Origin of the sequence: Microcoleus sp. N9_A1 (genome assembly GCF_036701795.1) — a bacterium.
In the GTDB taxonomy this organism is placed as follows: Bacteria; Cyanobacteriota; Cyanobacteriia; order Cyanobacteriales; family Microcoleaceae; genus Microcoleus.
Genome location: NZ_JAUBRI010000023.1, coordinates 77,832 through 91,100 on the forward strand (window position 1 = coordinate 77,832; position 13,269 = coordinate 91,100).

At 45.9% G+C, this 13,269-nt stretch carries 9 protein-coding genes and 1 pseudogene; 5 read left to right on the forward strand and 5 right to left on the reverse strand.

The window, feature by feature from the left end; all coding sequences use genetic code 11:
• Nucleotides 1-300: 300 nt before the first annotated feature.
• Complete coding sequence (hisIE, locus tag QUA58_RS13260; RefSeq protein ID WP_333394422.1) at nt 301-951, forward strand: bifunctional phosphoribosyl-AMP cyclohydrolase/phosphoribosyl-ATP diphosphatase HisIE; 651 nt, start codon at nt 301-303, stop codon at nt 949-951.
• Between the two features lie 140 nt (nt 952-1,091).
• Here the strand turns inward: hisIE and QUA58_RS13265 are convergent, their stop codons facing one another.
• The gene (locus QUA58_RS13265) at nt 1,092-2,357 is read right to left on the reverse strand and encodes an MFS transporter (protein ID WP_333256459.1); all 1,266 of its coding nucleotides are present in this window, start codon (nt 2,355-2,357) and stop codon (nt 1,092-1,094) included.
• Nucleotides 2,358-2,589: 232 nt separating this feature from the next.
• Between QUA58_RS13265 and QUA58_RS13270 the strand changes: the two are divergent.
• Together QUA58_RS13270 and QUA58_RS13275 are read left to right on the forward strand one after the other, a co-directional pair.
• Nucleotides 2,590-3,727: pseudogene (locus QUA58_RS13270) on the forward strand (RNA-guided endonuclease InsQ/TnpB family protein).
• A gap of 343 nt (nt 3,728-4,070) precedes the next feature.
• A complete protein-coding gene (locus tag QUA58_RS13275; protein ID WP_333394424.1) occupies nt 4,071-4,577 on the forward strand; it encodes a hypothetical protein in 507 nt (168 codons plus the stop codon).
• A 118-nt stretch (nt 4,578-4,695) separates the two neighbouring features.
• Here QUA58_RS13275 and QUA58_RS13280 read toward each other — a convergent pair whose 3' ends face one another.
• The 3 genes from QUA58_RS13280 to upp all read right to left on the reverse strand — a co-directional run bounded on the left by QUA58_RS13280 (nt 4,696) and on the right by upp (nt 6,412).
• Complete coding sequence (locus QUA58_RS13280) at nt 4,696-4,989, reverse strand: TMEM165/GDT1 family protein (RefSeq protein WP_333394425.1); 294 nt, start codon at nt 4,987-4,989, stop codon at nt 4,696-4,698.
• Between the two features lie 60 nt (nt 4,990-5,049).
• Nucleotides 5,050-5,517, reverse strand: coding sequence for a TMEM165/GDT1 family protein (locus tag QUA58_RS13285; protein WP_333256449.1), 468 nt, complete (start codon nt 5,515-5,517; stop codon nt 5,050-5,052).
• A gap of 244 nt (nt 5,518-5,761) precedes the next feature.
• Nucleotides 5,762-6,412, reverse strand: coding sequence for a uracil phosphoribosyltransferase (upp, locus tag QUA58_RS13290; protein ID WP_333256485.1), 651 nt, complete (start codon nt 6,410-6,412; stop codon nt 5,762-5,764).
• A gap of 652 nt (nt 6,413-7,064) precedes the next feature.
• Between upp and crtH the strand changes: the two genes are divergently transcribed.
• Nucleotides 7,065-8,609, forward strand: a complete 1,545-nt coding sequence (crtH, locus tag QUA58_RS13295) for a carotenoid isomerase (RefSeq protein WP_333256446.1) — start codon at nt 7,065-7,067, stop codon at nt 8,607-8,609.
• A gap of 146 nt (nt 8,610-8,755) precedes the next feature.
• Here crtH and QUA58_RS13300 read toward each other — a convergent pair whose 3' ends face one another.
• Complete coding sequence (locus QUA58_RS13300) at nt 8,756-9,196, reverse strand: pentapeptide repeat-containing protein (RefSeq protein ID WP_333256443.1); 441 nt, start codon at nt 9,194-9,196, stop codon at nt 8,756-8,758.
• Nucleotides 9,197-9,726: 530 nt separating this feature from the next.
• Here QUA58_RS13300 and QUA58_RS13305 point away from each other — a divergent pair.
• A complete protein-coding gene (locus QUA58_RS13305; protein WP_333394427.1) occupies nt 9,727-13,092 on the forward strand; it encodes an EAL domain-containing protein in 3,366 nt (1,121 codons plus the stop codon).
• Nucleotides 13,093-13,269: the final 177 nt, after the last annotated feature.

Here is a 13,269-nt window from a genome sequence, read left to right on the forward strand (position 1 = left end):
TTCAACATAAAGGTTAGGTCGATTCAAGGAAACTATTCTAGTAGATTTTAGGGTACAAACCAATGAGTAGCAATACTAGCTTGGGTTTTTTAAGCTTTGTCGCACTAGCACCGTGAAGCGAAGCTATCCCGTAGGGAATCGCCCTAAAATGTAATTTTTTGTAAAATAGTTCTTGACAATTGAGCCATCACTTGCTCAAACTTCTCTCTTCCTCTGCCTCATCTGCGTTCTCTGCGGTTAATAAAAAAACAATTTCCGACAGGAAAGCGTTAATCTATATTACAAAGTTGAAATAAAATTATGTCTACTACTGATTTATCGAGTTTGAGCCGATCGATCCCAATTGAAAAGATCCGTTACGACGATCGCGGTTTAGTGCCTGCGATCGTCCAAGATTATTTGGACGGTACGGTGTTAATGATGGCCTGGATGAATCGGGAGTCGCTGCAGAAAACGCTCTCTACCGGGCAAACTTGGTTCTGGAGTCGATCGCGCGCCCAATTGTGGCCAAAAGGCGCGACTTCGGGACACATTCAAAATGTCAAAGGGCTGCGTTACGACTGCGATAGCGATGCTTTGTTGGTGACAGTGGAACAAGTCGGAGATATTGCTTGTCACACGGGAGAAAGAAGTTGTTTTCACCAAGTTGATGGGGAAATTCAACCGCCGCCCGGGGATATGTTATCTCAATTATTTGACGTGATTTGCGATCGCCGCGATCATCCTAACGAAAGTTCTTATACTTGCAAATTGTTCGAGGGCGGCGACAACAAGATTCTCAAGAAAATTGGCGAAGAGTCGGCGGAAGTTGTGATGGCTTGCAAAGATGACGACAAAGATGGAATTGCTGGAGAAGTTGCGGACTTATTTTATCACGCTTTGGTTGCTTTGGCTCACCATCAAGTTGATTTGAGAGAAGTTTATCGCAAATTGGGCGATCGTCGAAAATAAATTAGTTAGTTGACGGTTAACTGTTGACTGTTGACCTTTCGACTTCGCTCAGGGCATCGCTGTTGACTGTTGACCCTTCGACTTCGCTCAGGGCATCGCTGTTGACTGTTGACTGTTGACTGTTGTGGAGATTTCTAATATTAGATTCTCGTTTTCAACATTCGATCGAGCTTTTGCAAAATTGCGATCGCCAATATCACGCTAACAGCCAAACCCAACCAAAAATTATCCGCCCCCCATTTACCCTGATCCAAGGCGAAACCGCCCAGCGGAGGCCCGATTAAATAGCCGATCGCCCAACACTGAGAATTAAGCGCCAAATACACGCCCCGCAAAGACTCCGGCGCTAAATCCACCACCAAAGCCGAAGCAAAAGGCGTATAAGCAACTGTCGCTAAGGACAAAAAGCTCAAGCCTAAAACAGCTAAAAATAGATTGCCAGTTGCTGCCATTCCCGTCAAGCCGATCGCGATAAATCCCATTCCCCACAGCAGCGCCGAAATCATCAAAGCTTTTGGATGGGAAAACCCCCTCAAAGCTTTCACAATCGGCAGTTGCAAAGCTACCGTTAAAAATGTACTAAAAGCAAACAAAACGGTAATTGTACCTGTAGAAAAGCCTGTTCCCGATGTCCCCACCTGCACAAACTTACTAAAATACAGCGGCATTGTGGTTTGAATTTGGGAAATGTAGAGAGTGAACAAAATATTTACCGAGGCATATACTAGCAAAGTGCGATCGTTCAACGCCACCATCCAGCCATTTTTGAGATTTTTTGGGCTGGCATCTGTTGCAGTAGAAGGTTTGTAGGTTTCTGAAATCGCGATCGCCACCACCGCAAACAGCACTATAAACGAGATACCATCGATAATAAAGAGCGATCGATAATTCCCCGTTACCGCAATCAAAACACCGCCAAAAATAATCCCAACTTGCAAACCCAAATTATCAGCAAGCCGCGTCAAAGCAAAAGCCTCCTGTCGCCGATCGCCCTCCGTTAAATCCGCCACCATTGTCTCCGTTGGAGGCCAATACAAACCCACGCCAAAACCCATCAGTACATTTCCTGCAACTAAGCCGGCGAAATTATTAGTTGCCGCCAGTACAAAAGAAGCGACAGCCGCAATCATTGTCGCCAGCAATAAAGTTCGCCGCCTTCCCCAAAATTTAGAATCGCAAAAAGAACCGCCCAAAACGCGGCCGAATATTCCCGCAATTGAACCGATACCCAAACCGATACCAACAGCAGTTGCAGATAAACCGACGCGATCGACAAAAAAGATCGGCGCATAAAATAAAGTAAAACCGGTGCCGCTTTGGGAGAGGAATCTGCCTGCGGCGAGAATCCAGACTTGAGTGGGGAGACGGGGAAGCCAAGATGATAGTTGAAATTTCAATTTAGGCATATACAGCAGATTGTAGGTCGATCGAGTTAGCAATTAGTGGTAAATTAATAGGGTGTCTCAGCTTTTAGCGGTCAATATATCGATCGAACAATCCGCCGCTGACGCACCACCCTACCAGAAAATTGGGGTTAGAGCCTCCCCCTTCTAGGGGGACTTTCTCCATATTTTTAGAGGAAGTTAGGCATTCCTACCTATGATAAATGTGTTATCATAGGAACAGGAGGAAATTAAGATGCTCGTTCTCGAATTCAAGGCTTACGCAAAACCAGATCAATTCCAGGCAGTCGATGAAGCGATTAGAATTTGTCAATTCATTCGCAACAAATCGATCCGACTGTGGATGGATGGTGGCGCTAAATCTTGGTTCGATCTTTCTAAGTATTGTGCGATTTGGGCAAAAGAATTTGAATTTGCAAATAAGTTAGGTGCGATGGCCAGGCAGGCTAGTGCAGAAAGAGCATGGGCTAGTATTTCTCGATTCTTCGATCATGTTAAAAAAGGCATTAAAGGTAAAAGAGTTGGGTTTCCTAAATTCCAGAAAAATTGTCGTTATGTTGAGTACAAAACTAATTCTTGGAAGCTCTCGGAAGATAGGAAATCAATCACCTTTACCGATAAGTGTGGAATTGGCAGACTGAAGTTAAAAGGTACTCGCGACTTAAATTTTTATCAACCAGACAAAATTAAGCGGGTGCGGTTGGTAAAACGAGCAGATGGATATTACGTCCAGTTTTGCATCTCTGTAGAACGAGTATAAACCGCTCCCATGACAGGCAAAACGATTGGACTAGATGTCGGTTTGAAAGAGTTTTACACTGATTCAAATGGCTTCATGGTTCCTAACCCTAGATTTCTGCGTAGACGCGAAGCACGAATAAAACGTGCTGCGCGTCTTGTAAGTCGGAAAGTCAAGGGTGGGTCAAATCGCCGCAAAGCTAGAGTGATTTTAGGTAAGCGACATCTCAAAATAAGTAGACAGCGTAAAGACCATGCAATTAAGCTTGCAAGGTGCTCCCATCACATCAAACGATGTAGTAGTTTACGAAGATTTGAGAGTGTCTAACCTGGTTAAAAATCACTGCCTAGCAAAATCAATAAGCGATGCTTCTTGGTATCAGTTCAGAGTGTTCTTAGAATATTTTGGAAAAGTGTTTGGTCGGATAACTATTGCGGTAAATCCTGCTTACACCAGTCAAGAATGCAGTAATTGCGGGGAAGTCGTTAAAAAATCTCTATCCACTCGAACCCATGTTTGTCAGTGTGGATGCGAGATGGATAGGGATCGTAATGCCGCAATTAATATCCTGAATCGCGGGATAGGTACGACGGGGCACGTCGGAACCTCTGTACTAGATGCAGTAAACGCTTAGGGAGATTGGATCTCTGGATCGGGTGCAGTAATGTTCTTGATTTAAGTCCTCGCGCTGAACTAAGAATCCTCACGCCTTGAGGCCCAGGAGTGTCAAAACCGACTAAATTAGTAGCGTGCGTCAGCTTTTAGCCGTTAATTATCTATAAAACAATCCGCTGCGGTTGCGCCTAAAATTACAAATGTTCGATCGCGCGATCGAACATTTTCCCGCCAGCTTAACAATTCTTCTAAGTCAGTTAAAAAAGTTACCATTCATTTAAAAATACTTAACACGATTTTAGGAAAAAATTAGTTAAGCTCTAGGAAAGGCAGAAAAAAATTTTAGAGGGTCTAATATTTTTATGACAGCTATTACAACATCAAGAGTGGAATCAATCAAACCGCGCTGGCAAGCAATTGTCATGGTAGCCCTAATTTTCTGGCTCAGCGCTAGCCTGATTATGGATTTAGTAATTATGCCCAGCCTGTTTGTATCGGGAATGATGACATCTCCTGAGTTTGCAACAGCCGGAAATATGATGTTCTGGGGATTCAACCGCCTTGAGTTGATCTGTTCGGGCGTGGTAGTAACGGGTTTGATGGTTTTGAGCAATTTATTCGGTGACTTCGGCAAGCGCAGTCGCACAGCAATCATATTATCATTGGTACTTCTGGCGATCGCCCTGATTGACACCTACAGTCTCACACCTCAAATGAGCGCCTTGGGAATGCAGCTAAATCTGTTCGATTCAGCAGCAGAAGTCCCCGCCGGGATGAATTTACTCCACCAAGGATATTTTGTCTTGGAAGCTGTGAAGTTGACCCTCGGCGCTACCTTGGTGGGCTGGTGCTACCAAAACCAAGTTTAACCGACACAATGTTCAGAGGTTGAGTTGATAAAAAACTCAAAAATTAGCGGCGGGCGTGAATTCACACCCGCCGTTAATTTTTGGAAATTTTAGCCATCTTGATATATTGCAGTCAATCCTACTCGGAAGCTTCCGCCTCATCAGATTTTGGCCACAGCAACCGCAAGCCCATTACCGCAAATCCGATCGCCGCGAGTCCCTTTACCAGTCGTTCCGGCAACACCTCAGCCGTGCTGAAGCCAATGCCCACACCGATTAAACTCGCCAGCAGCAGCGCCGACGCCGTACCGAAAAATACAGCCCGCGGCGAGTTACAACTACTGCCCAGGGCGATCGCAGCTAATTGACTTTTGTCTCCCAATTCTGACAAAAAAACTGTAATAAAACTTAGTCCCAAAAGTTGCCAGTCCATGTTTTTTTAGTTCTTAGTTAGCTATTGTAGAAATCTAGGACCTACCGACAAGGCAGACAATTAACCAAGCACTTCCCACAGCAGAACCGCCGAAATCGCCAGCAAAATCACTCCTGCAGCTCTCTCCAAAGTTCTCGGAGCAATCCGACTAGCCAGCCACCTTCCCAGCAACACCCCCAGCAAACTGGTTGCTATCAAAGCCGAACCCGCACCCGCAAAAACGATCCAAGGATTTCGAGATTCAGCCGTCATCAGCAAAATCGCGAGCTGAGTTTTGTCTCCAATTTCAGCTAAAAAAATAGTTGCAAAAGTCGAAGCAAAAATTGCCCACTGCTTCGACTTCAGTTTCTTTTGTTCCTGACAAATACCGGGATTTACAGTCACTGAGAGTTCAGCGGGCTCCGGGGTTAAAGCAGCACAAATCTCAGTAACCTCTTTTATTTGTAGTTGTACCTGTTGTGGCAAATCATAATTGAGGTTTACTGAGTCAGAAGCAGACAAGCTTGGCGGAACAGAATCAAGTTTCACGGGCAATGAGTGCTAAACGCTATTTATTTTTGACTTGTACTTTTGATTCTAACTTTCTCTGTGCCTGCTTTTACCAACAAGAATTGGTTTAAAGCCGGAACCCTTGTAGGGAGAAATTAAAATCAGACTATTCATTACTCCAATCCTCTTCCTTCTTTTGTCAAGTGCTGTCAACCCTTCTCTAAGCAACCAGTCAACAGTCAACAGTCAACAGTCAACAGTCAACTGAATGAACAAAACTGGTTCATGTGCCGTAAGTTCGATCGCCCGCATCACCCAAACCAGGTACAATAAAACCCTGTTCATTGACTATTTCGTCGATCGTCGCCGTGTAAATAATCAAACTAGGGTACTCTGCACTCAGCATCTTCAAAGCTGGAGGAGCAACCACAACAGAAATAATCCGAATCAAGCTCGGATCAATTCCCCGCGAAGTCAATTCCTGCATTGTCGCCACAATCGTGCCACCAGTCGCCAGCATCGGCTCGCTAATTATCACCCGCGTTTCCGGGTTAAACTGCGCCGGCAATTTATTCAGATAACAACTCGGTTGCAGCGTCTCCTCATTCCTGACCATCCCCAGATGGTAAACCGAAGCCAGCGGCACCACCGTCTGAATTCCTTCCAGCAGCGACAAACCCGCCCGCAAAATCGGTACCACAACTAACGGAGCTTCCGGGTTAATAAACGTCGCCGGACATTGTGCCAAAGGCGTCTGCACCGTTGTCTCCACAGTCGGGAGCCACTCTCGAATTGCCTCGTAGGCCAGCCACCTTCCCAATTCTGTCATCGCAGAACGAAAAAGTACCGATGGGGTGGCCGCGTCGCGGGCGACAGCCAGCCAGTGTTTAATTAACGGATGTGGAGGAACGTAAACGCGCAGTTGCAGGGACATGAGGAAATTGCCGAGATTGCTAGGTTTCAGGGATTTTATGCACAGAGCGATCGTTTTCGTTGTAGCCCCCGTAGGGGCGGAATTCATGAACGGGCGATCGATCGCTCTGTGCAACTTATCACAATCTTCAATTTTTTCATCTAAAATCTCAAATCCCAAATGGTATCACTACCTTGGTTTGCCAACCTCAAGACCAGCTTATTGAAATTCTTTACCAATAGTATTGACATTAGTTGGCAACAAGGCTATATTCATTTTAGTGTTCTCCTCTCAAAGGATCGGCAGACGAGGGCAGTCGGCAATGGTAGACTGCTCTCGCATTTTTTTTTAAGCATTTCTTTTTGAAGCATCGGGCATCGGGCATCGGGCATCGGGCATCGGGCATCGGGCATCGGGCATTATCGGTTGCCTAACTTCGGTCTTCCTTACCAGAAACAATTGGTTTAAAGCCGGAACCCTTAAAGGCGAGAAATTAAAAGAAAACTATTCATTACTCCAATCCCCTTCCTTTTAGGTAGAGGTCGCACTCATCTGTCAACTGTCAACTGTCAACTGTCAACTGAATGAAATCCGTTACATAATCCGTTGCCGAACTTCTTCCTTCTGGAGCGATCGACTGTAAAATTATCTCAATATTAAGATTTTTAACCCAATGTCAGCTCCTACTCAATCCCAGTTATTCTCTCCCAACTCCGGCCCTACAGAGCAAGAATTTGATGTGATAGTCATCGGTTCCGGCATTGGCGGACTCGTGACAGCCACCCAGCTAGCAGCCAAGAAAGCCAAAGTTTTGGTGCTCGAAAGCTACACAATTCCCGGCGGTAGTGCTGGATATTTCGATCGAGAAGGCTACAGATTTGATGTCGGAGCCTCCATGATATTTGGATTCGGACAGCGCGGCACCACCAATCTCCTCACCCGCGCCCTCAAAGCAGTCAACGTCACCCTAGAAACAATTCCCGACCCCGTACAGCTTCACTATCACCTACCCGACGGCTTGGATTTGGAAGTACCCCAGCCTTATGAGAAATACTTGCAAGAATTAACCGACAGGTTCCCCCACGAACGCCAAGGAATCCAGAAATTTTACGGCGAATGCTGGAACGTCTTCAACTGCCTCAACGGCATGGAATTGCTATCCCTAGAAGAACCCGGATATCTGGTGCGAGTCTTCTTTCAAAATCCTTTAGCCTGTTTGGGATTAGTAAAATATTTGCCTCAAAATACTGGCGACATTGCGCGGCGCTACATAAAAGACCCGACTTTACTGAAATTTATCGACATGGAATGCTACTACTGGTCTGTAGTACCCGCAGACTTAACACCGATGATTAACGCCGGAATGGTATTTTCCGACAGACATTACGGCGGCATAAATTATCCCAAAGGCGGAGTCGGTCAAATTGCCCAAAAATTGGTCGAAGGATTAGAAAAATGCGGCGGGAAAATTCAATACAAAGCTAAAGCAAAAAAAATTATCACAGAAAACGGCCGCGCTGTCGGAGTCGAACTGGCAACCGGCGAAGTTTACCGCGCCAAGCGAATAGTTTCTAACGCTACGCGGTGGGATACTTTCGAGAAATTGCTGCCCGCAGAAGAGATGCCAGCTAGCGAGAAGAAATGGCAGCAACGCTATCAAAAAGCCCCCAGTTTCTTGAGTTTGCATTTGGGAGTGGAAGCAAGCGTAATCCCTGCTGGTAGCGCCTGCCACCACATTTTGTTAGAAGAGTGGGACAAAATGGAAGCGCCGGAGGGAACTGTTTTGGTGTCAATTCCGACCGTGCTCGACCCGGATTTAGCTCCCGCAGGATATCACATCGTTCACGCTTTTACTTCGAGTTGGATGGAAGAGTGGGAAGGACTTTCGCAGCAGGAATACGAGGATAAAAAGGAAGAGGCCGCAGGGAGAATCATTGAAAGATTAGAAAAGATTTTTCCCGGTTTAGATGCCGGTTTGGATTATATGGAAGTGGGGACAGCGCGTTCTCACCGCCGCTTTTTGGGGCGCGAAGACGGAACTTACGGGCCGATTCCGCGACAAAAGTTAATGGGTTTGTTGGGAATGCCGTTTAATCGAACTTCTATGCCTGGTTTGTATTGTGTGGGCGACAGTACCTTTCCCGGACAGGGTTTAAATGCGGTGGCGTTTTCTGGGTTTGCTTGCGCGCACCGAATAGCGGTTGATTTGGGTTTTTAGTGGTAGGGTGCGTCACATTTTTCGCTTGAAATACGACATAAAATGTGAGGCTTCGGGGCAGTCTACAAAAAGACTAAAAACCCGGTTTCTGGAGAGAAACCGGGTTTTTAACCTCAAAATTAGTGTTTTCCATTCTTTTAATGAGTTTACTGGTCGTAGCTGCCGCCGACGCCGATTTGGGTATTGTAGATTTTGGCATCTGTGATGGTCATATCTTCCATTGATGCACCGGATACGTCGGCGGTGTTGATGATGGCTGCGGTCAGATTGGCTCGATCGAGGTCTGCGTCATTTAAACTGGCATTAGTCAGGAAAACTTTGGTTAAGTTAGCACCCGTCAAGTTAGCACCCGTCAAGTCAGCACCTTCGAGGTTTGCCTGAGATAGGTTTGCTCCTCGTAAATTTGCTTCTCTCAAATCAGCACCAATTAAATGTGCTCCAGTTAAATCTGCTCCTGACAAGTCGCACTGAAAACATTGCCCCGTTGACAATAACTGTTTGACCTGAACGGGATTTTCAGCGCGGGCCGGGCCAGCCAACAGTAGGGGAGTAATTAAAAAAGTAGCGGCTAATAGATTGCGTTTCATAATCCTTTTTCCTCACCAGACTCTGTATTTAACTTCTTGTGTTGATATCTACAATCTTACCACGGTTGTTTTCGCAAGTTGCGATCTATTTCACAGCTTGGCTGTGATATCGATTCCCCTCAAAAACGCATAGATGGTCTTGACCAGCTCGCAAAACATAATTTCGCAAAACTTAACACTGCCGAACTTAATACAGTGCACTTTTGTAGTAACCTTTTCTAGGTTAGCTAATATAGCCAAGCGATGTGTCTTTCTGAAGATGGATATGATTCGCAATACGAGGGATGATTTTAGTGATAATCCTATCGCAAAAAGTTCACATAAAATACTTTGTTTTTAATAAAAGTGTCACGAGACTGAAAAATTAATTTAAGATAAAGATAAGCTTATAACTTTATAGGTAGAGAAAAAGCAGTCACTGGCTTGATCCCCAGTCCAAGCTCGGCTGCATTTTTAACAATAAATTTTAATTAGGTCTCAGCAGCGCCGTAAAAATCCACCTAGTGCTTGGAAATCAGCACTTTTTTGGAATGTCGCAGAGTCCACGCGATCGCACAACTCAATTAAATATGCTCAAAAACGATTCCTCCAAGTATCTGCCAACATTAGCTCAAGTAATAGACCGCTACCCCTTGACAGTTGCGCCCGATACCCCACTAGCAGAAGTAATTACCCTGATGGGCCAACGGCGCGGAAGTTGCTCTCTAAACGCAGCCATTGCACCAACCGATATCTATCAGCCACTAACAGACATCGCAAATTCCCCCACCTCAAGTGCATTCAGAGACGCGACAGGTATCTGCGTCTTTGTCGTGGAAAAATCCCTAGAAAAATTATCGTCGCACTCTGGTTCACATTCTCAATTGCAAGGAATTTTCACAGAAAGGGATCTTGTCGATTTGATTGCCTCGGGCAAAAACTTAAAAGGTGTCACCATCGCAGAAGTGATGAGGCAGCCTGCAGCAACTCTGACAAAATCCGAGACTCAAGACATTTTCAGCGCCCTAATTCTGCTGGGGCAACGAAGAATTAAGCATTTGCCAATATTGGATAGTCAAGGTCAACTCTTAGGAGTAATTACGCCGGAAAGCATTCGCCAAGCCATGCTGAAACCGGCAAATATCTTAAAAATGCGGCGCGTGAAAGAAGTAATGACGGCACAAGTCATTCAAGCACCTCGCTCAGCGTCAGTTAGGAGTTTAGCTGAGTTGATGGCCGAGCACCGCGTTAGCTGCGTAGTAATTACCGAATCAACAGAATTATCGATGGATTTACCGTTCCCCATTCCAGTAGGTATAGTCACAGAACGGGATATTGTCGAATTTCAAGCTTTAGATATAGATTTGTCGCAGACGATCGCCCAAACTGTGATGAGTACCCCCTTATTTAGCCTCAAGCAAGAAGACTCGCTGTGGGTAGCTCATCAGGAAATGCACCAGCGTTTAGTCCGCAGGTTAGTAGTAACGGGGGAACAGGGAGAACTCCTAGGAATAGTTACTCAAACCAACATACTTCGCGTACTTGACCCGATGGAAATGTCCGGGGCGATCAATGTTCTGCACGATGCAGTGGCAGAAAGAACCAGGGAATTGGAAAAAGCGATTGCATCCCTCAGCTTGACTAACGCCAGACTAGAAAGCGAAATTGCTACCCGCGTTAGGGCCGAGGCCAGACTCCACCTTTTAGAATCTGCTGTAGTGAACGCTAACGATGCAATCGTGATTATGGATGCCGGAGACAGCGATATCTCCGACCCCACCATTATCTATGCCAACGAAGCTTTTACCCAAATGACGGGCTACCTACCCGAAGAAATCATTGGACAAACCCCCAGTTGCTTGCGTGGCCCAGAAAGCGACCCAACCCAAGTCGCTAAAATTCGCCGTACTTTCTCTCGCCGAGAACCCCTACGCCTAGAATTGATTAACTACCGCAAAGACGGTTCAACTTATTGGGTGGAACTCAACAGCGTACCCATTGCCGACAACTCCGGGAACGTTACCCACTGGGTGTCGGTGCAGCGAGATATTACCGATCGCAAGCGCATGGAACAAGCATTTTTTGAAGAAAAAGAACTCGCTCAGGTTACTCTACAATCGATCGGCGATGGCGTCATCACTACTGACGCCTACGGCTGCATTTCCACCCTGAATCCAGTTGCCGAAACACTCACGGGTTGGTCTACATTGGAAGCTAAAGGTTTGCCCCTCGCCAGCGTGCTGAGAATAGTTGACGAAACTACCAGGCTGCCGATCGAAAATATCGCCGAAATCGCTTTGTGCGAAGGTCGGATTGTTGACCAAGGGCGCAACAATTTGCTGATTGCCCACAACAACACTGAATTTGCGATCGACCACTGCGTCGCCCCCATCCACGCTAGCAGCGGCGAAATTGTCGGGGCCGTCGTTGTGTTCCGAGATGTCACGCAAGTGCGAACTCAAGCGCGGCAACTCACCTGGCAGGCAACTCATGACCCCCTGACGCAATTAGTCAACCGCCGGGAATTTGAATACCAGCTAGAGCACGCCCTACACGGCGCTCAAGGTTACGGGCAAGAACACGTGATGCTTTACCTGGATCTCGATCGGTTCAAAATAGTTAACGACACCTGCGGTCATGCTGCAGGGGACGAACTGCTGCGCCAAGTCAGCCAGCTATTTAAAAGCAATATCCGCAAAACCGATATTTTGGCGCGTTTGGGTGGCGATGAATTTGCCGTACTCCTGTACCATTGTCCCGTCGAACGAGGATTGAATGTGGCTGAAACGCTGCTGCGAAGCATTCAGGGATTCCGCTTTGCGTGGCAGGAAAAAACTTTTTCGATCGGCGTCAGTATTGGTTTGGTAGCAATCCATCCCAAAGCAGCCTCGACATCTACGATTTTAAGCGCGGCCGATATGGCTTGCTACGCTGCTAAAAATAAAGGTCGCAACCGGGTACAGGTTTATCAAGCCGGCGATCAAGAATTAATCAAACAGCATGGCGAAACCGAGTGGGTGGTGCAAATTCATCAAGCTTTAGAAGAGAATCGCTTTTGCTTGTACTCTCAGCCGATCGTACCTTTGCTCAACTCTCCAACCACCGGAACCCACTGCGAAATCCTCCTGCGCCTCCAGCTTGAAACTGGTGAGTTGGTGTCGCCGATGGCGTTTATTCCGGCTGCAGAACGCTACAACTTGATGCACGCGATCGACTGCTGGGTAATTCGTACTTTATTTCGCAATCTATCTAAAATTTTCACGGCAAATTTATTCGTCCAAAACCCTGGGGTAGACAGCGATAAAATAGTTACCTTCCCTGCTTGCTCTCTTTTGTCTAATCCGCAATCCTCATTTGGCAAATATCCCAACCTTTATTCAATCAACCTTTCTGGGGACAGCCTCAACGAAGAAAAGTTTATCGAGTTTATTCAGGAACAGTTTTCCATCCATCAAATACCGCCGCAAATAATTTGTTTTGAAATTACCGAAACCGTGGCGATCGGTAATCTCAGCAAGGCAGCCAGCTTGATTTGGCAACTCAAAGAACTAGGCTGCCAGTTTGCCTTGGACGACTTCGGCAGCGGGATGTCTTCCTTTGCTTACCTGAAAAGCTTGCCGGTTGATTATCTCAAAATAGACGGCAATTTTATTAAGCATATTGTCGATAATCCTATTGATATCGCAATGGTGGAAGCTATTACAAAAATCGCTCACGTCATGGGAATTAAAACTATTGCCGAGTATGTTGAAAATCAAAAAATTATGGATAAACTAAATGAACTTGGGGTAGATTACGCTCAAGGTTATCATTTAGGAAAGCCTCAACCTTGTAACTTCACATCTCCTATTTTAGAGGAAGTTTTGGGGGAGTTTCCTCTTAATTCTTTGGCTTTTGAAGCTAAGCTGGCTTGTTGAAGAGTTGACATTTGACAGTTGACAGTTGACATTTGATAGTTGACATTTGATAGTTGACAGTTGACATTTGATAGTTGAATTTGACAGTTGACAGAAGGAAGAAGGAAGGAAGGAAGGAAGGAAGGAAGGAAGGAAGGAAGGAAGGAAGGAAGGAAGGAAGGAAGGAAGGAAGGAAGG

Excerpts from the sequence above, each read along its gene's own strand:
- QUA58_RS13305 (WP_333394427.1), top strand. The coding sequence starts at position 9,727 with ATGTCGCAGAGTCCACGCGATCGCACAACTCAATTAAATATGCTCAAA.
- QUA58_RS13265 (WP_333256459.1), bottom strand. The coding sequence starts at position 2,357 with ATGCCTAAATTGAAATTTCAACTATCATCTTGGCTTCCCCGTCTCCCC.
- upp (WP_333256485.1), bottom strand. The coding sequence starts at position 6,412 with ATGTCCCTGCAACTGCGCGTTTACGTTCCTCCACATCCGTTAATTAAA.
- QUA58_RS13275 (WP_333394424.1), top strand. The coding sequence starts at position 4,071 with ATGACAGCTATTACAACATCAAGAGTGGAATCAATCAAACCGCGCTGG.
- crtH (WP_333256446.1), top strand. The coding sequence starts at position 7,065 with ATGTCAGCTCCTACTCAATCCCAGTTATTCTCTCCCAACTCCGGCCCT.
- QUA58_RS13280 (WP_333394425.1), bottom strand. The coding sequence starts at position 4,989 with ATGGACTGGCAACTTTTGGGACTAAGTTTTATTACAGTTTTTTTGTCA.
- QUA58_RS13300 (WP_333256443.1), bottom strand. The coding sequence starts at position 9,196 with ATGAAACGCAATCTATTAGCCGCTACTTTTTTAATTACTCCCCTACTG.
- hisIE (WP_333394422.1), top strand. The coding sequence starts at position 301 with ATGTCTACTACTGATTTATCGAGTTTGAGCCGATCGATCCCAATTGAA.